This window comes from Psychroflexus salis (genome assembly GCF_014640175.1).
Lineage (GTDB): Bacteria > Bacteroidota > Bacteroidia > Flavobacteriales > Flavobacteriaceae > Psychroflexus > Psychroflexus salis.
This window is the reverse complement of the sequence record NZ_BMGL01000003.1, coordinates 161,501-187,830: the sequence shown is the minus strand read 5'-3', so window position 1 is coordinate 187,830 and position 26,330 is coordinate 161,501. Positions and strand designations below refer to the sequence as shown.

Annotated in this window: 20 protein-coding genes and 1 pseudogene; 10 read left to right on the top strand and 11 right to left on the bottom strand. The window is 32.5% G+C overall.

All coding sequences use genetic code 11. The annotated features are described in order from the left end of the window. Window positions 1-93 precede the first annotated feature (93 nt). The 3 genes and pseudogenes from IEV63_RS03360 to IEV63_RS03350 form a co-directional block, all read right to left on the bottom strand. Complete coding sequence (locus tag IEV63_RS03360) at window positions 94-516, bottom strand: type II toxin-antitoxin system VapC family toxin (RefSeq protein ID WP_188405344.1); 423 nt, start codon at window positions 514-516, stop codon at window positions 94-96. Window positions 517-527: 11 nt separating this feature from the next. Then, window positions 528-768 (bottom strand): annotated as a pseudogene (locus IEV63_RS03355) (DUF6364 family protein). 446 nt (window positions 769-1,214) lie between these two features. Continuing rightward, window positions 1,215-1,652, bottom strand: a complete 438-nt coding sequence (locus IEV63_RS03350; protein ID WP_188405343.1) for an RrF2 family transcriptional regulator — start codon at window positions 1,650-1,652, stop codon at window positions 1,215-1,217. 103 nt (window positions 1,653-1,755) lie between these two features. On the opposite strand from IEV63_RS03350, the gene IEV63_RS03345 reads away from it, so the two are divergent. Beyond that, complete coding sequence (locus IEV63_RS03345; protein WP_188405342.1) at window positions 1,756-4,200, top strand: DUF5686 and carboxypeptidase-like regulatory domain-containing protein; 2,445 nt, start codon at window positions 1,756-1,758, stop codon at window positions 4,198-4,200. A gap of 113 nt (window positions 4,201-4,313) precedes the next feature. Here IEV63_RS03345 and IEV63_RS03340 read toward each other — a convergent pair whose 3' ends face one another. Next, entirely contained in the window at window positions 4,314-6,455 is a 2,142-nt protein-coding gene (locus IEV63_RS03340) for a M3 family metallopeptidase (protein ID WP_188405341.1), read from the bottom strand. A 185-nt stretch (window positions 6,456-6,640) separates the two neighbouring features. On the opposite strand from IEV63_RS03340, the gene IEV63_RS03335 reads away from it, so the two are divergent. Continuing rightward, entirely contained in the window at window positions 6,641-7,000 is a 360-nt protein-coding gene (locus tag IEV63_RS03335) for a toxin-antitoxin system YwqK family antitoxin (protein WP_188405340.1), read from the top strand. Window positions 7,001-7,338: 338 nt separating this feature from the next. Here the strand turns inward: IEV63_RS03335 and IEV63_RS03330 are convergent, their stop codons facing one another. Together IEV63_RS03330 and IEV63_RS03325 are read right to left on the bottom strand one after the other, a co-directional pair. Then, window positions 7,339-9,219: a T9SS type B sorting domain-containing protein gene (locus IEV63_RS03330; RefSeq protein ID WP_188405339.1), complete on the bottom strand. Its 1,881-nt coding sequence runs from the start codon at window positions 9,217-9,219 to the stop codon at window positions 7,339-7,341. Between the two features lie 43 nt (window positions 9,220-9,262). Further along, window positions 9,263-11,701, bottom strand: coding sequence for an alpha/beta hydrolase family protein (locus tag IEV63_RS03325; RefSeq protein WP_188405338.1), 2,439 nt, complete (start codon window positions 11,699-11,701; stop codon window positions 9,263-9,265). A gap of 122 nt (window positions 11,702-11,823) precedes the next feature. Here IEV63_RS03325 and IEV63_RS03320 point away from each other — a divergent pair, with 122 nt between their 5' ends. Continuing rightward, window positions 11,824-12,327 carry a WbuC family cupin fold metalloprotein gene (locus IEV63_RS03320; RefSeq protein ID WP_188405337.1) on the top strand — a complete coding sequence of 168 codons (504 nt, stop codon included), beginning with the start codon at window positions 11,824-11,826 and terminating at the stop codon, window positions 12,325-12,327. 72 nt (window positions 12,328-12,399) lie between these two features. Here the strand turns inward: IEV63_RS03320 and trmD are convergent, their stop codons facing one another. The 4 genes from trmD to trkA form a co-directional block, all read right to left on the bottom strand. Further along, complete coding sequence (gene trmD / locus IEV63_RS03315) at window positions 12,400-13,083, bottom strand: tRNA (guanosine(37)-N1)-methyltransferase TrmD (protein WP_188405336.1); 684 nt, start codon at window positions 13,081-13,083, stop codon at window positions 12,400-12,402. A 10-nt stretch (window positions 13,084-13,093) separates the two neighbouring features. Next, on the bottom strand, window positions 13,094-13,708 hold the full coding sequence (locus tag IEV63_RS03310; protein WP_188405335.1) for a hypothetical protein: 615 nt from the start codon (window positions 13,706-13,708) through the stop codon (window positions 13,094-13,096). A gap of 78 nt (window positions 13,709-13,786) precedes the next feature. Continuing rightward, window positions 13,787-15,283: a TrkH family potassium uptake protein gene (locus IEV63_RS03305; RefSeq protein ID WP_188405334.1), complete on the bottom strand. Its 1,497-nt coding sequence runs from the start codon at window positions 15,281-15,283 to the stop codon at window positions 13,787-13,789. Continuing rightward, window positions 15,283-16,632 (bottom strand): Trk system potassium transporter TrkA, encoded by a 1,350-nt coding sequence (gene trkA, locus IEV63_RS03300; RefSeq protein ID WP_188405333.1) that lies wholly within the window; start codon window positions 16,630-16,632, stop codon window positions 15,283-15,285. The genes IEV63_RS03305 and trkA overlap by 1 nt, the downstream gene beginning before the upstream one ends. 163 nt (window positions 16,633-16,795) lie before the next feature. On the opposite strand from trkA, the gene ubiE reads away from it, so the two are divergent. Continuing rightward, window positions 16,796-17,527: a bifunctional demethylmenaquinone methyltransferase/2-methoxy-6-polyprenyl-1,4-benzoquinol methylase UbiE gene (gene ubiE / locus IEV63_RS03295; protein WP_188405332.1), complete on the top strand. Its 732-nt coding sequence runs from the start codon at window positions 16,796-16,798 to the stop codon at window positions 17,525-17,527. A 25-nt stretch (window positions 17,528-17,552) separates the two neighbouring features. Then, on the top strand, window positions 17,553-18,260 hold the full coding sequence (gene porT / locus IEV63_RS03290) for a type IX secretion/gliding motility protein PorT/SprT (protein ID WP_188405331.1): 708 nt from the start codon (window positions 17,553-17,555) through the stop codon (window positions 18,258-18,260). Between the two features lie 2 nt (window positions 18,261-18,262). Here the strand turns inward: porT and IEV63_RS03285 are convergent, their stop codons facing one another. Then, window positions 18,263-19,084 (bottom strand): TrmH family RNA methyltransferase, encoded by an 822-nt coding sequence (locus tag IEV63_RS03285; protein WP_308419926.1) that lies wholly within the window; start codon window positions 19,082-19,084, stop codon window positions 18,263-18,265. Here IEV63_RS03285 and tamL point away from each other — a divergent pair. The 5 genes from tamL to IEV63_RS03260 all read left to right on the top strand — a co-directional run bounded on the left by tamL (window position 19,077) and on the right by IEV63_RS03260 (window position 26,322). Continuing rightward, on the top strand, window positions 19,077-21,608 hold the full coding sequence (gene tamL / locus IEV63_RS03280) for a translocation and assembly module lipoprotein TamL (protein WP_229737164.1): 2,532 nt from the start codon (window positions 19,077-19,079) through the stop codon (window positions 21,606-21,608). The genes IEV63_RS03285 and tamL overlap by 8 nt on opposite strands. 60 nt (window positions 21,609-21,668) lie before the next feature. Next, on the top strand, window positions 21,669-22,736 hold the full coding sequence (fbaA, locus tag IEV63_RS03275) for a class II fructose-bisphosphate aldolase (RefSeq protein WP_188405328.1): 1,068 nt from the start codon (window positions 21,669-21,671) through the stop codon (window positions 22,734-22,736). Window positions 22,737-22,750: 14 nt separating this feature from the next. Continuing rightward, complete coding sequence (accD, locus tag IEV63_RS03270) at window positions 22,751-23,608, top strand: acetyl-CoA carboxylase, carboxyltransferase subunit beta (RefSeq protein ID WP_188405327.1); 858 nt, start codon at window positions 22,751-22,753, stop codon at window positions 23,606-23,608. Between the two features lie 96 nt (window positions 23,609-23,704). Beyond that, window positions 23,705-23,974 (top strand): 30S ribosomal protein S15, encoded by a 270-nt coding sequence (gene rpsO / locus IEV63_RS03265; protein ID WP_188405326.1) that lies wholly within the window; start codon window positions 23,705-23,707, stop codon window positions 23,972-23,974. Window positions 23,975-24,123: 149 nt separating this feature from the next. After that, entirely contained in the window at window positions 24,124-26,322 is a 2,199-nt protein-coding gene (locus IEV63_RS03260; protein WP_188405325.1) for a polyribonucleotide nucleotidyltransferase, read from the top strand. The last annotated feature ends 8 nt before the right edge of the window (window positions 26,323-26,330 follow it).

Genomic DNA, 26,330 nt, shown 5'->3' with positions numbered 1-26,330 from the left:
CTGCCTGTCGGCAAAGGCAGATTAAGCTTTTAGGTTTTTAAAATACAAAAAAATTAGATTTAGCACTAATTCCGCTATAAACTATATGCGCTTTTAGCCACTAGCTTTTCCTTTCAAATATGTTTCTGGGGTCAATACTGCTAAACCGCTTTTTTTAAAATTTTTTATATTTCTGGTTAGGATAATGTTGATTTTTCTATTTTGAATAGCAGAAAAATTTTGCAATGCATCTTCAAAATCTTTAAACTTTGAATTAAGAGCATCCAAGACAACTTCTTTGTTCATTTCTGTAATTTCAATTATGCTTAAAAGCTGTTTTAGTTTTTCTATAATCAATTGATGATTTGCCGTCTTTCTTAATAGATAATAAACATTACAGATTATAACTGGTGTTGTAAATCCGTTTATTCTTCTATCTTCACATTGATTTAAAATTTCTGTGGCAAATTCTACAAAAGGTTCACGGTCAAAGAAAAAATCCAATATTACATCGGTGTCGATTAACACGTTATCCATTATAAATACTTTTATTCTACTCGGTTTCTGAGTTCTTTTTTATAATCCATATTTTTAGGCATTTTAAAAGAACCTTTTAAAGATTTTACGACAGGATTTAATTTTTTTTAGTTCCTTAGCTTTTTCTGCATTTGTTAGAATTTTTAAATAGTTTTCTATAATATCAGATAAACTCCTATTTTTATCTTTAGCGTATTCTTTAGCCTTTTGAATGATTTCTTGCTCTATCGTTAAAGTGAGTTTTATGTTCATTTTTTTATGACTTCAAACAATTAATATAAAAAATATAAGATTTTTTTCTACACGTGTTATTTTTTATCTATTCACACGTATCGTCATCTTGTGGCTAACAATTAATTCTGCTTCAATAATTTATATAATGTTAAAATAACAAAAAAAGCCCGCTAAAATTAGTGGTGCTTTGTTTTTAGAGAATTATTTATTGTTGTTTTTAAAAAATGGAAAAAAATATTGTTTTACAGCTAAATTGCATTTGAGACTTGAATTCAGCTTTTGTAAGCATAAATTATTTCTTAACTCTAGCAAGGTTTTCATATACAATTTAGTTTGTATTTGCTATTTGTGCCTGCTATAAATTCTATTTAACTAAAAACCAGGCAGCCGGCAGGCAGTGACACAGAATACACAAAGCTTATCGTATTCAGTTTGTTTTATATCAATGATAAGCTTGAATGAAATTAATAGTCGGGATTTAATAAATTTTCGCGAGTAATAATTTCTTCTAAAGTTGCACGTTTTAAAATTTCAACTGTTTTGTTACGGACTTCAAAAAATATGTCTCGAATACCACAAATCGACTCGTTGGTACATTCTTCACAAGCTTCATAATAATGATGTGTTACGCATGGTATAAAAGCTATAGGTCCATCGAACAAACGCATAACTTCTGCTAAATTAACATCTTCTGGTTTTTTCAACAAATAATAACCACCGCCTTTTCCTCGTTTGCTGGCTAAGACTCCGTCACGTTTTAGATTTAATAAAATAGCTTCTAAAAACTTTTGGGGTATATTTTGTTTTTCAGCAATTTCTGAAATTAAAGTAGGTGTTTTATCTTTTTTTTTGGCTAAATATACCAAGGCATTTATGGCATATTTTGTCTTTTTAGATAACATAAATTAATAATATATATGAATACTACAAAAATAACTTTTAATTCATCTTAATTTTTAAAAATACAGATTTCTTGCTTAAACTTGTCAAAAAAACATTCTATTGATGAAAATAAATATCCTTTTAAGCACTTTCGTACTTTTATGTACGAGTTTAGCCTATGGTCAGTTTGAAATTAGTGGAAAAGTAATTGATGCTAAAACTTCAGAAAGTCTTGCCTTTGCAAATATTACTTTTAATGCTATTTCAAATCGAGGCGTAATTACAGATATTGATGGCAATTTTTATTACCAAAGCAAAGACAGCCTTAAAACTTTAAAGGTTTCGTATTTGGGATACAAGGATTTACAAATTGAAGTAAAGCAATACAAAGATGTAATTTTACAACTTGAAACCAGTGAAGAAAGCTTAAATGAAGTAATTATAACTAATGGAGAAAATCCAGCTTTGCGAATTATTAGAAAAGTAATTGCTAATCGAGATTTAAATAATCCTTTGAAAAAAGGCGGGTTTAAATATACGGCTTACAATCGAAGTATAATTGACAGAGAAGGAAGACAAAAAACTGCCGATTCTTTAAGGAATGCATTTTTAAATCAAATTGAAAAAGGTGAATTAGACCCAAAAAGTGATTCAATTAGCGATTATGAAAAGATATTAATTCAAGAAAGAAATTTTAATATAATGCTGTTCGAGTCGGTTAGTCAACGAAAATTTTTACCTCCCGATTTAAGCGAAGAAAAAGTTATTGCTACTCGGGTATCTGGTTTTAAAAACCCTTATTTTGCCATGCTAGCTACAGAATTACAACCTTTTGGTTTTTACGAAGATAATATAGACTTACTTGACTTACATTTTTTAAATCCAATTGCTAGTGGAAGCATAAAACGCTATGATTACCAACTTGAAGAACAAATTTTTAGAGCAAAAGACACTATTTTTAATATTTCATTTCAGCCTAAAAAATCTTCTAATATAGATGGTTTAAAAGGATTTATGTACGTAAACTCAAATGGATACGCCTTACAAAATATTGTTGCTGAACCCTTCGATGAGATGATGATTAATTTGAAAATTCAGCAGAAATATCAATACTTAAATAATGAAGATTGGTTTCCAGAACAACTCAATTTCGAAATTATGGAGAATAATGGAGTTTTTATAAATGGCAAGTCATATTTAAGTGAAATTGAACTACTAGATAGTTTAAAGAAAAAAGATTTTAGTGAAGTAGCCCTTACTTATGCTAAAGATGCACCAAACAAACCTGAAGCATTTTGGGATGCCTACAGAATTGACAGTTTAAGCCAAAAAGACAAAGCTACTTATCGCGTAGTAGACAGTATTGGTGAGCGTTTAAAGCTAGATAAGATTGTTGAAGTTGGAACAGAAATTGGTAATGGCTATATTCCATGGGGAAAATTCAACATTCCTATTAATCGTTTTTTTGGGTATAATAAACACGAAGGTTTTAGGCTTGGTGCAGGTTTAGAAACCAACAAAAAACTTTTTAAAAATATTGTGTTTGGTGGTTATGTAGCTTATGGGCATAGAGACAATGATTGGAAATACGGTGTAAAAATACGTTTTGATATAGATCCTACAAAAGATATGTTTTTGCAGTTGAATTATCAAAACGATGTGCGAGAAATAGGAACAGCATCGATGAACAGAAGTAGTGGATTTTCTTTGAATGGAGATTTACGTTCTTTTATTGCTTCACATATGGATTTTGTAGAATCTTTCGAACTTAAATTTGGTCGAAGAGATTTAAAGTATCTAACTTGGAGTGCCAGCCTTAAAAATGAAAATATAAAGCCACAATACGATTATTTCTTTATTGAAAATCAAAATTTAATTAGCAACTACTCCAATACGCAAGCTGAGTTTAAGCTTCGGTATGCACATCGAGAACGCATTGTTGAAACTCCATTAAAGCGCGTAAGTTTAGGTACAAATTATCCTGTTTTTAATGCTATCTATACGCAAGGATTCGATAATTTGTTAGGTGGCGACTTTTCTTACCAAAAAATTGAAGCTAGTGTACACCAAAGCTTCTTTTTACGCAATTTTGGTAAAACTAGATATCGATTTCAGACTGGATATTTAGATGGAAATGTACCTTTAGGCTTATTGTTTACTGGTGAAGGCAGTAAAGATAACGACATTCCAGTTGTTATGTACGATACCTTTCAAACCATGTTACCCTACGAATTTTTATCAGATCGATATGCACATTTATTCTTAACACACGATTTAGGAAGTTTGCTTTTTAAAACCAAAAAGTTTAGTCCTGGCTTAGTAATTCACCACAACATGGGTTGGGGAAGTTTGAATACTGTTTTTTCGCATGCATGGACATACAAAACAAAAGATGATGTTTTTATAGAATCTGGACTAGAACTTACTAAATTAATACAAATGAACTATTTAAACACCATGTACTTTAACTTTGGCATCGGTGGCTTTTATCGTTATGGCGATTATAGTTTAGATAATTCTAGTGATAATTTTGCTTTAAAAATAAATACAACCTTCAGTTTTAATTAATCTTTATTGAAAAAAAACACCTAAAATTGATGTTTCAATTTTAGGTGTTTTTATGTTGTATAATTTATTGTATAAATTTAAGTGTTAGGCTAAAAATAGCACTATTTTTAGAATTAGCCTTTTAAGTTGCTTCCGTAAGAATCATCGTCTAAACCACGTTTTTTCAATAAGGGTTCAATGCTAGGTTCAGAGCCACGAAACTTTTTATACAATTCCATCGGTTCTTGCGTACCCCCTGTTTCTAATACATTTTTCCTGAAGGAATTCGCTTTTTCTTGATTAAACAAATCCGTTTGCTTAAACTGATTGAATGCATCACTATCTAAAACACCCGACCATATATAAGAATAGTAGCCAGCTGAATAACCACCAGCAAAAATATGCGAAAAATGAGTACTACTATGCCTTGCGGTAATTGCTTCGGGCATTCCTAAATTGGTTAAAGTTTCTACTTCAAAACTTGCTGTATCTGTATTCAATTTATCTGTAATGCTATGAAATTTCATGTCTAACAAGGCAGAAGCAAGGTATTCGGTAGTTGCAAAACCTTGACCAAAAGTTCCTAAATCTTCTAGTTTCTGTATTAAATTGTCTGGAATAAGCTCTCCAGTTTCATAATGAAAAGCATACATTTTTAATACTTCTGGATCGGTTGCCCAATTTTCCATAATTTGCGATGGCAGTTCAACAAAATCTCTTGGCACATTTGTTCCAGCTAAACTTTGGTATTCTACATCAGACAGTAGTCCGTGTAGCGCATGTCCAAATTCATGAAAAAATGTAGTAACCTCGTCTAGGCTAAGCAAAGTAGGATGATTCTCTACTTTTTCAGAGAAATTACAATTTATAGAAATTATGGGTCCGTAGCGTTTACCATCCTTTTTGCTTTGTGGTCTAAAACTAGTCATCCAAGCTCCACCGCGTTTAGAACTTCGTTGATGTAAATCCATATACAAAATACCTACATGAGTTCCGTTAGCTTCAGACACTTTCCAAGCAGTAACATCTTCTTGATAAACAGGTACATCTGTTAACTCTTCAAATTGAAGACCATATAATTTTTCAGTAACCCTAAAAATACCATTTTGTACCTGCTCTAAACTAAAGTACTCTGCCAATTCTTGATTATCGATTTGAAATTGTTCTTCTTTAATTTTTTCTAGGTAATATTTATAATCCCAAGGTTCAACTTCACCTTCTATTCCCTCTTCCTTCATCATAGAAGCAATTTGATCGATTTCGCGTTGAGCTACTTTTAAACTTGGTCTCCATAGTTTTTCAAGAAAAGTATTTACACTTTCTCGATCCTTAGCCATTGTGTTTTCTAATGCATAATCTGCATAGGAATCGTAACCTAATAAATTTGCTTTTTGCAAACATAAATTAGCTAATTGAATAGCTATTTTAGAGTTATTAAATTCATTATTATTATTTCCTCGATTTTTGTAGGCTTTATAAATTTTTTCGCGAAGTGAACGGTTTTCAGCATAAGCTAAAACTGGCATTACAATAGAATTTTGAAGTCCGAAAACCCAAGCTGTATTCTCCTTATCAGGAGATTTTTCAGCTGTCGCTTCAATAACAGCTTCAGGAATTCCTATTAAATCCTGTTCATTTTCAACTCGTAAGGAAAACGCATTGCTATCTTCTAAAATATTTTGACCAAAATTAGTGGTAAGTTCAGCTATATCAGCATTGATTTTAGCTAACTTTTGCTGTTGATTTTTATTCAGGTTTGCACCACTTCTAACAAAACGTTTGTAGGTATTTTCTAAAACCTTAAGTTGTTGAGCATTTAAATTTTCTTTTTCTCTATGTTCCCAAACTTTAGCTACACGTTGGTACAAATCTGCATTCATATAAATAAAATCCGTATGCGCGGCTGCTTTGCTAGAAATTCGTTGTGCAATAGCTTTTAATTCGCCGTTGGTATGTGCTGAATTTAGATTATTAAAAATCCGGCTAGCGCGGCTATATATTTTTCCCGAATTTTCTATAGCCAATAGGTTATTTTTCCAAGTTGGAGCATCAGTTTGTTTAACGATATCTAAAATTTCAGATTTTTGTTCTTTTATTCCTTCTAACATAGCTTCTTCTATAGCTGAAGGAGTTAAATCTGAAAATGCGGGTACTTCGTAAGGAGTTTCAAAATTTTTCGAAAGTAAAGGGTTTTTATTCAAACTGTTATCTTCTTTTGGTGTGTTACAAGCTAGCAATATACTTGCTAAACCTAGACTTAAAAATTTTTTTTTCATGTATACAAAATCGAATTCGATTTAAAAATACGAAAAACCTTCATTATAGTTGAATAAATAAACACATGAAAACAAAGAAAAATTGACTAAAATCAGTTTTAAAGCATCTCCAATGTAAATTTAATGTTAAGTAAAAGTAACATAATTGTAAATTTATTTGTATATTAGCATAAAATATGATGGATATGAAAAATGTAGCAGCTTTTATGATTTTCTTTTTTATGGGTGTTATCCTTTACGCTCAAGAGAATAACGACAAAGCAAAATTTGAAAAAAAAGGAGATTTAGTTGAAGCCACTTATTTTCATGAAAATGGAACTATAAGCCAGGTAGGTTTTTTTAAAGACAATAAACCAACAGGAATATGGAAAGTTTATGATGAAAATGGCAATAAAATTACACAAGCTCAATACGATAATGGAGTAAAAAACGGAAGATGGTTTTTTTGGAAAGAAAATAAACTAACAGAAGTTGAATACGACTCTAACCATATCGTAAAGGTTAACGATTATCAAAAAACAGATTCTTATATTGTTAACAGGTAACGCATTAGCAACATAAACAGTTTAAAATAAGGTTTATCAGGTATTATTTTAGAAGCAAATTTTACTTTTTAAGTATAATATCATAGGTATTCAAACAAAAAGCAGATTAATTATTTAATCTGCTTTTTGTTTTGCCCAATTCTGCATAAAAACTAATTATACCTATAATTTAGTTACCTACTTGCATTAAAATGGCTACTAGAGTTTTACATTAAAGATCCTCTTAAATCGGCTTACTGCATTATGAACTAAATCAAGATTTACTATAAACTTAAAACAAATACATCTATTTTTAATCTTATAATCAATCCTTAAAAAGCATATAATGCATTAAATTGTTAACGAATTAAACTGATATTTCCAGTCTTAATTTCTCCATTAATGTTGATTTTATACCAATAATCTTGAGATGGTAAAATTTTTCCGTTGTAGGTGCCATCCCAAATAAAAGGAGCTCGATTACCAGAGATGAGTAATTTACCAAATCGATTGAAGATTTGAATATTAAATTCACTAAAATAAGTATCTCCAGCAATTCTAAACACATCGTTAAAACCATCTCCATTTGGTGTAAAGTAACTCGGTATTACAATATGAAGAAAAGTAAAAGCTTGGGTTCCACATTTACTACTTTTAATAAAAATTTGATACTGACCTCCTGCTACATTTTCGAAAATGGGAGAAGCTTGAAAAGCTGCACCACCTAATGAAAATAAAAAATCACCTTGGTTAGCTAAATCAATTACAATATCATTTTCGTCTGTACTAATATTTTGAACAAGAGCTTGTTCTAATACATCAACTTCGAAAAATTTTGTTGTTGAACATCCATTTATGGTTGTTTGCTCTACCGAATAGGTTCCTTCATTTGAAACTTCTATTTGCGAAGTAGTTTCTCCAGTAGACCATAAATAACTAACTTCTTCAGTTTCTGATGCAAGAATTACTGTTTCTCCTGGGCAAATTTCATAAAAAACAGGTTCATTTTCTGGCCTTTCATTTATACTTAAACTAACTGCTACACGATTAGGGTTTATGCAATTGCCGTTTATGGTAATGCTTTCTGCATAGTAAGTACCTTCACTCTGTGGTTCGAAATCAAAGCTGTTTTCTAAAAGTAAGTTTCCGCCTGTTGGCGAATCGTACCAATCTATTTGTATGTTGTTATTATTTTGAATGAGAAGTATGGCTTCTTCTCCTTCGCAAACTTCTACATTACCTAAACTTTCTGCATCTATAAAATCTTGTTGAATTATTTCAAATACATTTGAAACACTGTTGCATAAAGTATTGTTTACGTTAATTAAATCTTCTGCAACCAAAACACGAAAAAACTGTGTTTCTTCAATATTGTTTAGTGCTAAAGTACCCGATGTTTCTCCTGAAATATTTTCCCAATTTTCATTATCGGCACTTTGCTGCCACTGATAAAAATGTTCATCATACACCGAAAAATCGGGTACTGCATTTAAGGTTAAATTATCTAAAGTTTCATTTTCGCAAAAGCTAATATTGCTGTCTTCATCATCATCAAAAATTTCGGTTAAATCACCACAAGAACGAAAAACAATATCATCTATAGCTAAATCGTTTCCACAGCCACCATCACCATTGTTCAACATCTTTAAAATAACCGAAGTTTGGCCAGGTAGTGTTTCGAAAGTTACGGCATATTGCTGCCATGTTGGACTATTAAAACTACCTTCAATATTACCAGAATCGCCTTCAGCTAAGAGCTCAGTATCTGTTTCATCCCATATTTGGAAACGAACATTTACTGGAATTCCAGTTCCAGGACAAAAATTAGTTGAAGCGTTGTAAAGGTTCACTAAAAATGCCGAAAATTCGTAAGAATTATTTTCACATAATCCATCTATCGGAATTTGAAAAAATAAACCAGCATCGAAATCTGCATTTACAATTAATGCTTTGCCATTGGTGTTTCCTGTATGGTCAGATATATTATGAAAACCATCCAACTGCATTAAATTAGATGAAATGGTATATTGTCCATCGTTTGGTGCTTGATTTACATATGTATAAGAAGTAATGTCGTTACCTAGTGAAGGGCCATTGCTTGCGCCTTGTCCAAAATCTTCTTCAAAAATAGGGTCTCCTGTATTCCCTGGACAAAAATTAATTTGTGCTTGAATGTTTTTGCTTGCAGCAAAACAAAATAAAACCGTAACAAATACGGTTTTAAAAAATTGATTAAGCATATTTATACTTATAAATGTTTAACAAATGTGTGGGACAATGTAATTAATTTGTATCTTTTTTTACACTATTTTTTACATATTTTTCTAACCATTGATCTTGCTCCCAAAGCATGTGCATTATACTTTCTCGTGCGGCATAACCATGACTTTCTTTAGGTAACATTACTAATCTAGCTGGAGCACCAAGCCCTTTTAAGGCATTAAAATAACGTTCACTCTGCATGGGATAAGTTCCTGAATTATTATCTTCTTCGCCATGGATTAACAACAAAGGTGTTTTCATTTTATGCGCGTTCATAAATGGAGACATAGTGTTGTATACTTCTGGTGCTTCCCAATAGTTCCGCTCTTCAGATTGAAATCCGAAAGGAGTCAAAGTTCTATTATAAGCGCCGCTTCTCGCAATTCCAGCAGCAAATAAATTAGAATGAGATAATAAATTAGCCGTCATAAAAGCACCATAACTATGGCCACCAACAGCAACTTTATTGCGATCGATATAACCCAGTTTGTCTACTGCATCTATTGCTGCTTTAGCATTAGCAACTAATTGTTCTTTAAACGTATCGTTAGGTTGGTCTTCTTCTTCTCCAATTATAGGAAATGCAGCATCATCTAAAACCACATAACCACGATTTACCCAATAAATGGGTGAACCATAGTACGGATACGTAAATTCTTTACTACTCGAAGTTACCTGAGATGCGCTTTGCTTGTCTTTATATTCTCGTGGATAAGCCCACATAATCATAGGCATTTTTTCTTTTTCATCTATATCATAACCAACAGGTAAGTATAAAGTTGCAGACAATTCTAATCCATCTTCACGTTGATAAGTAATCACTTCTTTATGAACATCTTGTATAGCCTTAAATGGATTTTGAAAATTAGATATTTGTTTTAATTTACTTTTGTAAATGTTGCGTAGGTAGTAATTTGGGTAATCTGTGCTGCTTTCTCTCCTAACTAATACATCTCCTTTTTTAGCATCAATCATATTTACAAAAGATTCGATATAATCGCTTTCTTCTACTTGAAAAATTCGGTTGGTTTCTTTTGAAGCTAAATTATACTCATCTACAAAAGGAAATTTACCTTCTGGGGAATACCCATCGCCTGTTAAAATTAATTTTCCATCTATTTTTTGAAGCACTGCTTTATTAAAATTATTTCTATGAGTTACAAAACTCCCTGGGTCTTCATATTGATTTTGATAGTTACGTTGATTAAAAACCACTGCTTCTTGTGAAGCATCACTCGGGTTAAAAATACTGGTTTTTACCATCCTATCATTCCACCAATATTCATAAACTACAGCAGTGTTTTCATCGCCCCAAGTAATATTAGAAAAACGCAATTCAGTTTTTAGTACGGTTTTTTTTGAAGCTGTAAAAGGTGCTGAAAGTTGAAAAACTTCATCTCTAAAATCAGCTTCTTTATTGGCATCTCCTTCATCTAAAGCTTCAACCCAAACTAAAGTTGCAGGATGGTCGTTTCGCCATGAAATATTCCTTGGGCCAGTACGGGTAGACATAAAACCTTTAGGCATTTCTTCAACTAAAGGAATTTCTGCCAACGTGTAAATCAATTTTCCATCTCGTGCATAAACTTTATAATCGGTTGGAAATCTTCCATAAGTAACCAAATAAGAAAATGGCTTTTGTATTTCAGAAACCATGACATTTTCTCCGTCGGGTGATATCGAAATATTTCGATACATTCCCGCAGGTTTCCATATTTGGGTGTTTCCGTCTAAGTCTGCAAAATAAATACTAGAGGTTGCTAAAACTTCGAAATTAAACTCGTCATCGTTGTTTTTCAATAAATCTTGATAAGTTCTATTTTGTGCTTCAACTCCAGCTTCATTTACAGAAATTGTAGGACCAGTTGGAACTTTATTACTGTTATCGATTAATTGTGGTCTATTTTCTGGTAGCATTTTTACCAACAAGCCAGTCTCATCTGGTAGCCACACAAAAGTGCTTCCTATATTAGCATTTATATTTGCTTCTGTAATTTTCTTCGCTTTTTGTTTTTCATAATTAACAATCCAAAGCTCATTTCCTTTAGGAGTGGTATGCGTAAATGAAATATAATTTTGTAAAGGAGACCAACTAATGTTTGCAATTTTCAACGAATCGGGTAATCCTTTTATTAGCATTTCTTTTTTCTTTTTAGGATCGAAGAGTTTAATGCTTTCAAAAAAACGAGTTCGGCTAGAAATATTTGTTTTTGGATTTATGCGTAAGCCAGCTAAGCGCAACTCATCTTCTGCCAAACCTTGTATACTTTGGTAGGGACTTCTAGCCAGCAAAATGGCTTTTGTACCATCAGAATTAATGCTCATTCCTGGTGGCATTTGCACATCTGCTAATTCCAGTATATTTTTGTGTGGTTCTTGATAATCTAAATCTAGTTGTGCAAAAGTGAGCATAGGCAATAAAAAGATTAAGATGTTCGAAAAAAAATTAGAAAGTTTCATCGTGGAAAAATTTGATTAAGGCAATATAAGTTATTTTAGAGAAGAAATACAGCTAAAATGACTCTAAACTTTTGTGAAAATTGCTTATATAAAGTTATTTTAGCAAAAATTGAAAACTAAACATGCCTAACGAGCTAAAGCCTAAATTTATACAATCTTCAAAATTAATTTTTACTGAATTAATTGCAGAAGCGAAAAAAGCTAAACGGAAAAGACATTTACTGAAGTTACACCCTAATCATGAAGCGGAGTTGCACAGCATGATTAATGTGTTTTGCCAAGGAAGTTATGTACAACCACATCGGCATTTAGTTAATGTTGAAGCTCACGAAAAAACTACTAAAGGAGAATCGTTTTTGGCTTTACAAGGAAAAGGAAGAGTTATTCAGTTTGATGATGAAGCAAATATTACAGATGTGTTTAACTTAGATGCAACAGAACAAAGCATGTTGTGGATTCCACCAAATTGTTGGCATACAGTACTTGCGCTGAGTCCGATTTTTATTGTTTTTGAAAATAAAACTGGTCCATGGAAGGCAGAAACAGACAAGGCTTTTCACCCGTATTTTCCAAATGAAGACGATCCAAAAGCTAAATCTTTTTTGAAGAATTGGGAATGCTTATAAAATTTTCACTGTTTGTCGAATTAGCAAAAAAATTCTGAATTTGGGGCTAACTATTATTGAGTATTTTAAATCTTAAATCTCACCTTCTAACAAATCTGGTCTTCTATTTTTAGTATGTGCCAAGGCTTTTTCTTCACGCCAAGTTTCAATTTTCCCAAAATTTCCAGAAGTAAGTACTTCGGGTACTTTCCAGCCTTTGTATTTAGCTGGTCGTGTGTAAATAGGTGGTGCTAACAAATTGTCTTGAAATGAGTCGGTTAAAGCCGAAGTTTCATTTCCTAAAACTCCTGGTATTAATCGTATAATGGCATCACAAAAAACCAAAGCTCCCATTTCTCCGCCAGAAAGCACATAATCTCCAATGGATATTTCTCTAGTTATAAAATGATCGCGAACTCGTTGGTCTACCCCTTTATAATGTCCACATAAAATTATCATATTTTCTTTTAAAGAAAATTCGTTAGCGATAGACTGATTTAAAGTTTCACCGTCTGGGGTCATGTATATAATTTCGTCATAATCCCGTTCTGACTTCAATTTGGATATGCATTTGTCAATGGGTTCAATCATCATCACCATTCCTGCACCACCACCATATTGGTAATCATCAACTTGTTTGTATTTGGTTGTGGTGTAATCTCGTAAATTATGGGTATAAACTTCAACTAAACCTTTTTCGATAGAACGTTTTAAAATAGAAGCTTCAAATGGGCTTTTTAGTAAGTCGGGAACTACCGTTAAAATATCAATTCGCATACAGCTGCTATTACTTGGTTCCACCAGATTTTAATTTACTCAATTTATTCTTTTCATCTTGGAGTTGTCTACCAAGCTTTTGTTGCATTTCTAAAGCATTGCGTTTGTATTCTTCAAATTTTTTCTCTGTGCGATCTAAAGATTCGACAGCATCTTTTGTAGCTGCAGAATTAGCTCTAAATTTTATTAAAACAATTAGTAAGGTTAAAATTAACACTCCAATAATTCCAAACACAATGGTTTGGAATACTATTTTATCAAGGTTATTACCGAAAAATTGCATGCTATTTTTCTGTGATTCAACTTCTGCAAGTTTATTTTTAGTTGAATCAAGTTGGGCTCTTAGGGCTTTAATTTCGGCAGTTTGTTTTTTTATTTCACTTGTTAACAAAGAAATTTCTTTTTCAAAAGCTTCCTTGCTGTTAGTCAACTCTAGCCTAAAATTAGATAAAGTTGTTTTTTTGATTACTTTATATTCTTGGTAGCTTCCACTTTCGTTGATTATTTCGTTGTACTGATCAACAATAGTTTGAGATTGATTTGGTATACTATCATTGTCGACTTCTTGAGCAAAAGCAACTGAAATAGAATAAATTAAAATTAGATAAAAAAAGTGAGATTTCATTTTGTGTCGGTTTATAGTCATTTTCAAAAGTAGGTTTTTTAGAAATAAAAAATACTTCATTTAAAACAAAAATATAATTTATCGGTTTCGCCAGAAATAAGGAGAAAAAATAATGAGTACGGTAAACAATTCTAACCTTCCAAGAAGCATTAAAAAAGAACACCAAATTTTGCCAAAGTTGGAAAGACTGCTAAAATTATCTACAGGGCTTAACTTTCCAAAAGCTGGGCCCACGTTACCAAGAGATGAAGCAGCGCCACCGATTGCGGTTTCAAAATCTAAACCAGTTGCAGCTAAAACAACTGCGCCAATAATAAAAGACAAGGCATATAAAATAAAAAAGCCTTGAATTGTAAATACAATTTTCTGATCTACAGATTTTCCTTTATACCGAACAGGAAGAATAGCATTGGGATGCAAAACTCTCCTAAATTCTTGAAATCCATTTTTAATTAAAATTAAATGTCGAACTACTTTAACACCTCCCGAAGTAGAACCTGCGGAACCTCCTAAGAAAAATAAACCAAAAAACAAAATAGTTAAAAAAGGAGTCCACAGCGTAAAATCTGAAGTTACAAATCCTGTAGTGGTAACCACGGCTAAAACTTGAAACAAACTATGGCGAATAGAACTCTCCAGCGCTCCATAAACTAACGGATGCATTATTGGGTTTGTACTTAAATCGGCTTGAAAAAAAACAAGTACAGCAGTAATGGTAGAAAAACCAACTACAAAAAATAAAAACCATCTAAATTCTTCATTTTTCCATATTTTTTTAAAGTCAAGTTTAAAAGCAAAGTAACTCATTACAAAGTTTGTGCCAGCTAAAAACATAAATACAATAATAATATATTGTATCATTGGTGAATCGTTCCAAAACGCAAGGCTTTCATTTTTAGTTGAAAAGCCACCCGTAGAAAGTGTACTTAACGCGTGGTTAACCGCATCGAAATATCCCATTCCTGCGAGTTTAAGTAAAATTGTTTCGGCTAATGTGTAAACAAAATAAATTAACCAAAGGCGTTTAGCTGTATCTGCTATTCTAGGTTTTAATTTATCAGCTCCTGGGCCAGGTGCTTCTGCGTTAAATAACTGCATTCCCCCAATTCCAAACAAAGGCAAAATTGCTACAGTAAGTACGATAATTCCCATTCCGCCAATCCAATGTGTTAAGCTTCGCCACAATAAAATACTTTTAGGCATTGCTTCAATATCGTTCAAAATACTTGCTCCTGTTGTAGTATAACCCGACATAGTTTCGAAAAAAGCATTGCTAAATTCAGGAATCATTTTTGTGAAAAAATAAGGAAACATTCCCGTTAAAGCCATAAAAATCCAACCTAAGGTAACTATTAAATAACCTTCTCGCTGGGCAATATTTTTATCATGGTTTTGGGTTGAAAACATGATAATTAATCCTAAAAAAATGGTAACAATAAAGGAGAGTGTTAACTCTAAGGTTATGCTTTCATTGTAATAGTAACTTGCAAAAATTGGAAGTAACATAAATGCTCCGTTAAACAGAAGAAGCATTCCTAAAGTATAAAGTACAATTTTAAAGTTGATGCTAGACATTAGCTAAATAATTTTTCTACTTTTTTTATAGACTTAGGAATACAGCAAACTACAATACGGTCTCCTTTTTTTACTAAAAAGTCTCCCATGGCAATAATTCCTTCGTTATCGCGTATTATTCCGCCAATAATAGCTCCTCTCGGAAAATCTATGTCTACGATGCGTTTATCGCAAATATTAGATTCTTCTTTTACAATAAACTCTAGTAATTCAGCATTCATATTGTTTAATTTGGTCATGGCAACCACATCACCTTTACGAATGTATCTAAAAATATTATTTGCTGCAATTAGTTTTTTATTAATTAAACTATGAATTCCTATGGAATGCGATAGTTGAAAGTAATCCATATTCTCGACCAAAGCTATGGTTTTTTTAACCCCTTTACTATTGGCTACTAGACAAGACATAATATTTGTTTCAGAATTTTCTGTAACTGCTATAAAAGCATCCATTTGGGTAATGTTTTCTTCATCTAGTAATTCCACATTGGTTCCGTCTCCACGAATTACCAAGGTATCTGGAATTAAGTCGGCTATATCTAGAGCTTTCTCATAGTCACGTTCTAGTAATTTTACACGATACTTTTGTTGACAAAGGTCTTCGGCTAAATTTCTACCAATATTACTTCCGCCAAGAATCATTATATTTTTAATTCGTTTTTTTCGTGTCCCAGCTAATTTGTATAGTTCTTCGACACCTTCTTTATCGGTTATAAAATAGGCTCGATCTTGCGCTTTAAAACACGTACTACCATTAGGTATTATGGTATATTGAGTTGCATAACGCCGAATAGCAATGGTTACAAAATGTAATCCTGGAAAAAACTCAGATGCTTCTTGTACAGACTTACCTACAAAAGGTGCATCGGGCGAAAGTGTAAGACCAATCATAGTTAATGCACCATTGTCGAATTCGAATGTGTCGGTAAAAGCGGACTGATTTAGCAGCAGGTTTACTTCTTCTGCTGCAAGTGCTTCAGGGGAAATTAATTCGTCTACTCCCATATCTTGAAAACTAACTTTTGCATTTTCGTCGATATATTCTTGATTAGTAACTCGTGCAATAGTTCGTTTAGCCCCTAATTGCTTACCTAAACTGCAAACTGTAATATTAATGGATTGTAAGGATGTAACCGAAATAAGCAAATCGGTTTCAGCAATATTAGCCGATTCTAAAATTGCTATAGAAGTAGCATCGCCTTCTACCGTTCTAATATCTAAATGCTTATCGGAATAAGAAAGTCGTTCTTTATCGGTGTCTAAAAGTGAAATATCGTGTGCTTCGTAAGATAATAATTTTGCTAAATGAAATCCGACTTCTCCAGCTCCAGCAATTAATATTTTCATATTGATTTATTTCTAGTGCAAAAGTAAATTAAAAATTATAGTATTGTCTAGCTTCATTTTATTTATATACATTAACTTTTGTTTTTTGATAGATTTAGATAGAATTGGCTTTTGCCCAAAGGCTTAAGTTATTTTCAAAATGTATCTTTGCAAAAAAATTATTTTGAACAAAAAAGTTACACCTTATAAAGACTCCCAGCTTAACAAGAAAAAGCAAGTTGAGCAGATGTTCGATACCATTTCTGAAAATTATGATCAATTAAATCGAGTAATTTCATTAGGTACCGATCAATCTTGGAGACGTAAATTAATTGATATTGTAAAATCTACCCAACCCAAAAACATTTTAGATATTGCAACCGGAACGGGAGATTTAGCTATTGCTTTAGCCGATTCTTCAGCTGAAAAAATTGTGGGTTTAGATATTTCTGCTGGAATGCTGAGTGTTGGCCAAAAAAAAATTGATGCCAAAGAATTAGGCGATAAAATAGAAATGGTACAAGCAGATTCTGAAGATTTACCATACGATGATAACTTTTTTGATGCAGTAACGGTAGCTTTTGGTGTACGAAATTTTGAAAATCTAGACCAAGGATTATCCGAAATTAATCGCGTTTTAAAACCTGGTGGAATATTTGTTGTTTTAGAAACTTCTGTGCCTACTAAATTTCCTTTTAAACAAGGTTACAGCGTTTATTCTAAAGGAATTTTGCCTAGCATTGGAAAATTATTTTCAAAAGATAAAAGTGCTTATACCTATTTATCTGAAAGTGCTTCAAAATTTCCATTTGGAGAAGCCTTCAACAATATTTTAAAGAAAAATGGGTTTAGTAATGTGAAAGATTTACCGCAAACCTTTGGAGTAGCTACCATTTATGTGGCAAGTAAAGCTTAAGTTTGCGTTTTATTAATTTGCATCTATGAAAAAAATTTGTTTTGTGCTTTTCTTTTTTGTGAGCTTTGCGAATATACAAGCGCAAGGTTTTTTAAATTTATTCAATAAAGATAAGGTAATTAACTTAGAAAATTTTGACAAAAAAACTTGGTCTTGGGGTTACTTTTTAGGAATGAACTCTTACGATTTTAGATTTGATTATGAGCTGGAGCGGAGTGATATTTTGGTTCAAAAAAATGTGGGTTTTAATATTGGTTTAATCGGAAATGTAAGGTTAAATGATTATATCGATTTTAGATTAGAGCCTGGTGTTATTTTCACCAATCGAATATTAGAATTTCCACAATTTGAAGAAAATCGTGACCGGATAAGAGAAGTAGAATCCAATTATGTGCATATTCCGTTTTTAGTGAAATTTTCGACTAAACGAATTAATAATTTCAAACCCTTTATTGTAATGGGTGGTTCGGTTGCACACAATTTATCGAGCAACGAAGATAATCGAAGCGATAACACTTCTGGACAGTTTCGGTCTAAAGATTGGAGCACCTATATAGAAGTTGGTTTTGGTATTGATTTTTATACTGAGTACTTTAAATTTAGTCCGTCAATTCGTGGAGTTTTTGGTCAATCTGACGAAATTGTCCCTGATAATGAGCCTAGCAGTCCTTGGACTCGTAATATAAATGAAATGACTACACGAGGTGTGTTTATTAATTTTACGTTTCAATAAATTTACAACTCTCTCCGTCTTAGCTCACTCAATAAAATTGCTCCAGCCATAGCTACATTTAAGCTTTCAGTTTCTCGTAATTCACCAAATCTTGGAATGGTAATCCGATGGTTAACTAAAGCTTCAATTTCTGTACTAATACCATTTGCTTCATTTCCTAAAATTAAAAAACAGTTATTATTACTTGGCAAACTTGTGGTATAGATATTTTCACCATCTAAAAAAGCTCCTAAAATTGCATCTTTTTGCTTAGATAAAAAACGATGTAAGTCTACATATTGAACATTAATTCTAGCCAAAGAACCCATTGAAGCTTGAACTACTTTAGGATTATAACAATCTACCGTATCTAAAGAGCAAACTATATTTTTAACACCAAACCAATCGCATTCTCTTACAATTGTACCCATGTTTCCAGGGTCTCTTACTCCATCTAAAACCAAGGTTATATTTTGAAAATTGACATCCTTAAAATCAGGTATTTTAAATGTAGCTAAAGCAATTTGTGGAGTGGATAAAAAACTGATTTTTTTAAGCTCAGAGACTGAAATAAAATGGATTGATTTTTCGTTGTCTATAAACTGATTTGAAAAAATATCAGCAGTAGTTAGCAATGTGTCTAGTTTGTAGTTACTTTTTAAAAATTCTTTGATTACTTTTACACCCTCAGCAACAAAAATGCCCTGTTTTTGTCTACTTTTTTTTCGGCTTAAACTGGTAATTATTTTTTGTTGTGCTTTACTGAGCATAAAATTTATATTTATTAAACTAGCTTTATTGAAAACGGTTTCGGCAAAAATATCATTAATTATTTTAATGAGCACTTTCCTTTTTTCATGTAATGCATTGAAGCGGGTAAAAAAAGATGAACAGCTATTAGTTGAAAGCCTTGTTATAGAAAATAACGAACCAACCCGAAAAAAAAATTTATTAAATTTACTGAAACAAGAACCTAATGGAAAGTTATTAGGGATTCCTGTAAAACTTCATATTTTTAATTTAGCTAAACCCGAGCCAAAAGAAACTTTTACAAATTGGATGTTAAAGAAGCCAAACCGTAAAAAAAGAATGTATGATTTTTTCTCAAAAAAGCAAGTCGCCAATATTCAAACTGCTTACGTTGGTATTCAAAATTCTATAAAAAAAGTTGGAGAAAAACCTGCTATTTATAATGAAGAAAGTAGTCAGGAGTCGGCTAATCGACTTCAATCTTGGTTTTGGAACCACGGATGGTTTAATGCAAAAGTAGATTATACCAAGACCGATACCTCAAACCCTAAAAAAACAAAAATCGAATACCAGATTTCAACAGGTAAACCTTATGCAATCGGAAAAATTGAAAGCGAAATACAATCACCAGCAATCGATTCTATTTATCAATCTCATCTGCATGAAACCTACTTAAAAAAGGATAAGCAATACAATACAGATGATTTTAATGCGGAACGCGATCGGATTACCAACTTACTTAGAAACAATGGAGTATATTATTTTGATAGAGAAAAAATTGAATTTGAAGCAGATACATTAAATACCAACCAGCATGTAAATCTGAATTTAAAAATTGGAAATAGAATAATCCGAAATAGAGAAAATGACAGCTTAACAACTGAAGCCTTTAAGATAAACAGGATTAGTGAAGTTAATATTTTCACCAATTACGATGCCTTAAATCGAGATGCAATTGTAACTGATAGTATACACTTTAAAAAAATAAAAGTCTTTTCTTTTGGTCAACTTAAATACAAACCTAAAGTATTAGCTGATGCTATATTTATAGAGCAAGGCAAAGTATTTAGAGAAATAGATAGAAACCGTACGTTTAATCGTATATCAGATTTACGGGTTTTTAAATATCCAAATATTCAGTACCAAGTAGATCCAAGAGATCCAAAAAAAGAAGATTTAATTGCAAATGTATTTTTAACACCACGAGATAAGTTTGGATATACAATAAGTACGGATGTTTCACAAAGTAACATAATGGATATTGGTATTGGTTTTAATACATCTCTATTAGTAAGAAATGTTTTTCGGGGTGCAGAAGTCCTAGAAATTTCAGGAAGGGGAATTATAGGTTCATCTAAAGATGCTGCAAGTGCAAGTAGCCAATTTTTCAACATCAATGAGATAGGTGCAAATGTTCGTTTAAGTTGGCCTAAAATTGCATTCCCTATTCAAACAAGCTCCATTATTAATAAAACAATGTCGCCATTCACATCCTTAGGCTTTGGATTCAGCTCTCAGCGTAATATTGGTTTAGATAGAAGAAATTTCACAGGAAGTTTTAATTACCGATGGAAACCCAGAAAGCAAGTTACCAATCAATTAGACTTAATAAATGTGCAATTTGTTAATAATTTAAACGTAGAAAATTATTTTAGAGTATTCGGAAATTCATTTTTACAAATCAATAACCTTGCATTAGCCAATCGAAATCAATTAAACAATGATTTTTTTGAAACCAATACAGCAGGCGAAGAACAATTACGCATACCAACTGGCACCGACGGATTTATTAATGCAATTCAAAACGATCAAAACCTTGTACTCGATGCAGAAGAACAAAAGCAAGCATCGTCAATTATAGAACGTAAAGACCGTTTAACCGAAAATAACTTAATAATAGCCACAAATTATGCCTACGATTACTCTAACAGAACTGGAATAAACGACCATAATTTCTACCAAATACGAACTCGTCTAGAATTAGCTGGAAACATTTTATCTAGCTTAGGAAAGGCTCTTAATTTAGAACGTAATACTAACGATAAATTCAATTTGTTTGGCGTTCAGTTTTCGCAATACGTAAAAACTGAAGTAAATTATATAAAACATTGGGATTTGGGCAAAAAGAAAGTAATTGCAACCCGTTCTTATATTGGTGCAGCTATTCCTTATGGAAATGCCAATTCTATTCCATTTATACGAAGTTTTTTTGCTGGTGGTCCAAACGATAATCGCGGCTGGCAACCTTACGATTTAGGACCCGGTAGAACAGGCGGAGCAAACGATTTTAATGAAGCAAACTTTAAACTAGCATTTAATGCGGAGTATAGATTTAATCTTTTTGGATCTTTAAACAGTGTATTTTTTGTAGACGCAGGAAATATTTGGAATTTATGGGATAATGTAAGCGATACTGATGCTACTTTTAACGGATTAGAAAGTTTAAAAGACCTTTCTATTGGTTCAGGATTTGGTTTACGATACGATTTAAGTTTCTTTGTAATTCGTTTAGATTTAGGCTTCAAAACCTACGAACCAGGGATAACTGGAAATCAATGGTTTCAAAATTACAACTTTGCCAACGTAGTTTATAACTTTGGTATTAACTATCCGTTTTAAGCAATTCATAAACGCTTAAAATTTATTACTTTTACAAACTCAATAAAATAAACTAAACTCATGAGTCACACAATCAAACCTGGAGTAGCTACTGGAAAAGAAGTTCAAGATATTTTTAATCATGCTAAAAAACATGGCTATGCTTTACCTGCAGTTAATGTTGTAGGTAGTAATACCATCAATACAGTATTGGAAACTGCTGCCGAATTAAAATCGCCAGTAATTTTACAATTTTCGAATGGTGGTGCACAATTTAATGCAGGAAAGGGCTTATCTAACGACAACGAAAAAGCAGCTATTGCGGGTGCAGTTGCGGGTGCAAAACATGTTCACGAATTAGCAGAGTTATACGGTGCAACTGTAATTTTACATACGGACCATTGTGCTAAAAAATTATTACCATGGATGGATGGAATGTTAACCGCTGGAGAAGCTTTTTACAAAGAACATGGAAAATCATTATATAGTTCGCATATGATTGATTTATCTGAAGAGCCTCTTGAAGAAAACATCGAAATTTGTAAAAATTATCTAGCCAGAATGGCAAAAATGGACATGACTTTAGAAATTGAATTAGGTGTTACTGGAGGTGAAGAAGATGGTGTTGATAATACAGATATTGATGTTTCTAAATTGTATACCCAACCAGAAGAAGTGGCCTACGCTTATGAAGAATTAAGTAAAGTTAGCGATCGGTTTACAATCGCTGCTGCTTTTGGAAATGTACATGGTGTGTATAAACCTGGTAATGTAAAATTAACTCCAACTATTTTAAAAGATTCGCAAGAATTTATAACTAAAAAATACGGTGTAGAAAACAACCATATAGATTTTGTATTTCATGGAGGAAGCGGATCAAGCTTAGCACAAATTAGAGAAGCTATTGGATACGGTGTTGTTAAAATGAATATTGACACCGATTTACAATTTGCATTTACAGAAGGAATTAGAGACTATATGACAGGCAAAATAGATTATCTTTCTACTCAAATTGGTAACCCAGATGGAGACGATGTGCCAAACAAAAAATATTATGATCCAAGAAAATGGTTACGCGAAGGCGAACAAACTTTCAAAAAACGCTTAATACAAGCTTTTGAAGATTTAAATAATGTAAATACCCTATAAAATAGACGCTTAATATGGCTTGGTTTAAAAGAAAACAAAAAGGCATACAAACTACAACAGAAGAGAAAAAAGATACACCAAAAGGTCTTTGGTATAAATCCCCTACTGGAAAAATTGTAGATGCTGAACAACTTGCAAAAAACTATTATGTTAGCCCAGAAGATGGCTATCATGTAAGAATTGGAAGTAAAGAATATTTCGAAATTTTATTTGATGACAATACATTTACTGAATTAGAGAAAGACTTAAAATCTAAAGACCCACTAAAGTTTGAAGATACTAAAAAGTATAAAGATCGATTAAAGCAAGTACAGAAAAAAACCAACTTAAACGATGCTATTCGTGTAGCCGTAGGAAAGTCTAAAGGCAAAAAAATTGTTGTTGCAGCAATGGATTTTGCATTTATAGGAGGTTCGATGGGTGCAGTTGTAGGTGAAAAAATTGTACGTGCTGCTAATTACAGCATGAAGCATAACTTGCCACTTATTATTATTTCGAAATCCGGTGGTGCAAGAATGATGGAAGCTGCCCAATCTTTAATGCAACTTGCAAAGACATCGGCTAAATTAGAACAATTGGCTAAAGCAAAAATTCCTTATATTTCGCTTTGTACAGATCCAACAACTGGTGGCACAACGGCATCATTTGCTATGCTAGGCGACGTAAACATTGCAGAACCTGGCGCACTGATAGGCTTTGCTGGCCCAAGGGTTGTTAAAGACACAACTGGAAAAGATTTACCAGAAGGCTTTCAGTCAGCCGAATTTTTAAAAGAACACGGTTTTTTAGATTTTATAACGCACCGTAAAGAGTTAAAAGATAATATTAATAAATACCTAGATTTAATATTAAATAGACCTTTACGAGCATAAAAACATTTTAAAACATTGTAAATTAAAATTTTATTGTAATTTTGCAAGCTGATAGAAAATCTATCTGTACATAATAATCATTGAACCAATATTGGCATGTATTTATCAAAAGAAGTAAAGAAAGAGCTTTTTGCTAAGCACGGCAAAAACGAGCAGGATACAGGTTCTGCAGAGGGACAAATCGCATTAATGACAAAGCGAATTGAACACATCTCTCAACACATGAAAGAAAACAAAAAAGATTTTAATTCAAAAAAGTCGCTTGTAAGTCTTGTAGGTAAACGAAGAAATTTGTTAAACTATTTAATGAAAAAAGACATTTTGCGCTATCGAGCAATAATCAAAGAACTTGGATTAAGAAAGTAAGATTTTAAAGGGGCATTTGCCCCTTTTTTTATATATTTACTACATAATTGAAAGCCTAAGTTTCTCAATTGGACAAACAACTTCAACAACAACACAACTCGGACAGACCGAAAATTCTGAGATTAGATTTTTAATTTATTTTTTATTTTATGATTCCAAAAACATTTAAAGAAACCATTACACTAGCAGATGGTCGCGAAATTTCTATTGAAACAGGAAAATTAGCAAAACAAGCACACGGTTCGGTTGTAGTAAGAATGGGAGACACGATGTTGTTATGTACAGTTGTTTCTTCATTTAAACCGAGTACAATGGGTTTTTTCCCGTTAACCTTAGATTATAGAGAAAAATTTGCTGCAGCTGGAAGATATCCAGGTGGTTTTATGAAAAGAGAAGCTAGACCAAGCAATGAAGAGATTTTAGTAATGCGTCTAGTAGATCGTGTTTTAAGACCCCTTTTTCCAAAAGATTATATGTACGAAACACAAGTTATGATTCAATTAATGTCTCATGACGATACGGTAATCCCTGATGCGCTTGCAGGATTAGCTGCTTCTACCGCAATTCAATTATCCGATATTCCGTTTGAATGCCCAATTTCTGAAGTTCGTGTAGCTCGTGTCGATGGAGAATTTATTATTAATCCTAGTTACGAACAACTTGAAAAAGCAGATATGGATATGATGGTAGGCGCTTCAGAAAATAGCGTCTCTATGGTTGAAGGTGAAATGGACGAATGTTCTGAAGAAGAAATGGCAGAAGCAATAAAATTTGCTCATGAAGCTATTAAAGAGCAATGTCAAGCTCAATTAAGATTAGTAGAGCAAGTAGGTAAAAAAGAAACCCGTGAATACGAAGTTGCTGAAGAAAAAGAAGAAATTAAGCAACTAGTAAACGATAAAGCATATCAAAAATGTTACGACATTGCTAAGCAAGCTCTAGGCAAAAAAGAACGTGGAGAAGCATTTTCTGAAGTTAAAGAAGAGATAAAAGCACAATTTTCTGAAGAAGAACTTGAAGAAGTAGAAAGCTTCATCAACAAATATTTTGCTGAAACTCATAAAGAAGCAGTAAGAAATTTAACCTTAGATGAAAAAGTTAGACTCGACGGGAGAAAGTTAGATGAAATTAGACCTATTTGGTGTGAAGTAGACTACTTACCTTCCACACATGGTTCAGCTGTATTTACACGTGGCGAAACTCAAGCATTAGCTACAGTAACTTTAGGAACATCTCGCGAAGCCAATATGGTAGATAACCCTACACTTCAAGGTGAAGAAACTTTTTATTTACATTATAACTTCCCTCCTTTTTGTACTGGTGAAGCCTACCCTATTCGTGGAACATCTCGTAGAGAAATAGGTCATGGAAATTTAGCTCAACGCGCTTTAAAAGGAATGATTCCTGCAGATTGCCCATATACCGTAAGAGTAGTTTCTGAAGTATTAGAATCAAACGGATCTTCTTCTATGGCTACAGTTTGTGCAGGAACAATGTCGCTAATGGATGCGGGAGTTCAGCTAAAAAAACCAGTATCTGGTATTGCAATGGGATTAATTTCAAGTGGCGAAAAATATGCTGTACTTTCCGACATTTTAGGAGATGAAGACCATTTAGGCGATATGGATTTTAAAGTTACGGGTACCGAAGACGGAATTACCGCTTGCCAAATGGACATTAAAGTAAAAGGTCTTTCTTACGAAATTTTAGTAAATGCGCTAAAACAAGCAAGAGAAGGAAGGCTTCATATCCTTGGTAAACTTACCGAAACAATCGCTACTCCAAATGAAAACGTAAAAGCACATGCACCTAAGATAATTACAAGAACTATCCCTGGTGAATATATTGGAAGCTTTATTGGACCTGGAGGTAAAAATATACAAGAACTTCAAAAATCAACTGAAACTACCATTGTTATAAATGAAGTTGATGAACAAGGTGTTGTTGAAATTTTGGGTACAAACCAAGAAGGAATCGATAAAGTTTTAACTCGTATTGAATCCATGTTATTTAAACCACAAGTGGGTAGTGTTTACGAAGTTAAAGTAATTAAATTACTCGATTTTGGAGCAGTTGTAGAATATGTTGAAGCACCAGGAAACGAAGTTTTACTTCATATTTCTGAATTAGCATGGGAAAGAACCGATAATGTTAGCGATGTGCTTAGCCTAGGCGATGTAATTGATGTAAAATACTTCGGTGTTGACTCTAGAACTCGAAAAGAAAAAGTATCTAGAAAAGCTTTAATGCAAAAACCTGAAGGTTACCAAGATCGTCCAAAACCTAGTAACAACAGACGTAACGACAGAAATGATAACCGTAGAGATTCTAATAATCGAAACAATTAGATTTATTA

What these genes read in the sequence shown, in the direction of transcription:
- IEV63_RS03345 (WP_188405342.1), top strand. Translation starts at nt 1,756, where the DNA reads ATGAAAATAAATATCCTTTTAAGCACTTTCGTACTTTTATGTACGAGT.
- IEV63_RS03325 (WP_188405338.1), bottom strand. Translation starts at nt 11,701, where the DNA reads ATGAAACTTTCTAATTTTTTTTCGAACATCTTAATCTTTTTATTGCCT.
- rpsO (WP_188405326.1), top strand. Translation starts at nt 23,705, where the DNA reads ATGTATTTATCAAAAGAAGTAAAGAAAGAGCTTTTTGCTAAGCACGGC.
- trkA (WP_188405333.1), bottom strand. Translation starts at nt 16,632, where the DNA reads ATGAAAATATTAATTGCTGGAGCTGGAGAAGTCGGATTTCATTTAGCA.
- IEV63_RS03350 (WP_188405343.1), bottom strand. Translation starts at nt 1,652, where the DNA reads ATGTTATCTAAAAAGACAAAATATGCCATAAATGCCTTGGTATATTTA.
- IEV63_RS03360 (WP_188405344.1), bottom strand. Translation starts at nt 516, where the DNA reads ATGGATAACGTGTTAATCGACACCGATGTAATATTGGATTTTTTCTTT.
- fbaA (WP_188405328.1), top strand. Translation starts at nt 21,669, where the DNA reads ATGAGTCACACAATCAAACCTGGAGTAGCTACTGGAAAAGAAGTTCAA.
- IEV63_RS03335 (WP_188405340.1), top strand. Translation starts at nt 6,641, where the DNA reads ATGAAAAATGTAGCAGCTTTTATGATTTTCTTTTTTATGGGTGTTATC.
- IEV63_RS03340 (WP_188405341.1), bottom strand. Translation starts at nt 6,455, where the DNA reads ATGAAAAAAAAATTTTTAAGTCTAGGTTTAGCAAGTATATTGCTAGCT.
- IEV63_RS03260 (WP_188405325.1), top strand. Translation starts at nt 24,124, where the DNA reads ATGATTCCAAAAACATTTAAAGAAACCATTACACTAGCAGATGGTCGC.
- trmD (WP_188405336.1), bottom strand. Translation starts at nt 13,083, where the DNA reads ATGCGAATTGATATTTTAACGGTAGTTCCCGACTTACTAAAAAGCCCA.
- IEV63_RS03310 (WP_188405335.1), bottom strand. Translation starts at nt 13,708, where the DNA reads ATGAAATCTCACTTTTTTTATCTAATTTTAATTTATTCTATTTCAGTT.
- tamL (WP_229737164.1), top strand. Translation starts at nt 19,077, where the DNA reads ATGAGCACTTTCCTTTTTTCATGTAATGCATTGAAGCGGGTAAAAAAA.
- porT (WP_188405331.1), top strand. Translation starts at nt 17,553, where the DNA reads ATGAAAAAAATTTGTTTTGTGCTTTTCTTTTTTGTGAGCTTTGCGAAT.
- IEV63_RS03305 (WP_188405334.1), bottom strand. Translation starts at nt 15,283, where the DNA reads ATGTCTAGCATCAACTTTAAAATTGTACTTTATACTTTAGGAATGCTT.
- accD (WP_188405327.1), top strand. Translation starts at nt 22,751, where the DNA reads ATGGCTTGGTTTAAAAGAAAACAAAAAGGCATACAAACTACAACAGAA.
- IEV63_RS03330 (WP_188405339.1), bottom strand. Translation starts at nt 9,219, where the DNA reads ATGCTTAATCAATTTTTTAAAACCGTATTTGTTACGGTTTTATTTTGT.
- IEV63_RS03320 (WP_188405337.1), top strand. Translation starts at nt 11,824, where the DNA reads ATGCCTAACGAGCTAAAGCCTAAATTTATACAATCTTCAAAATTAATT.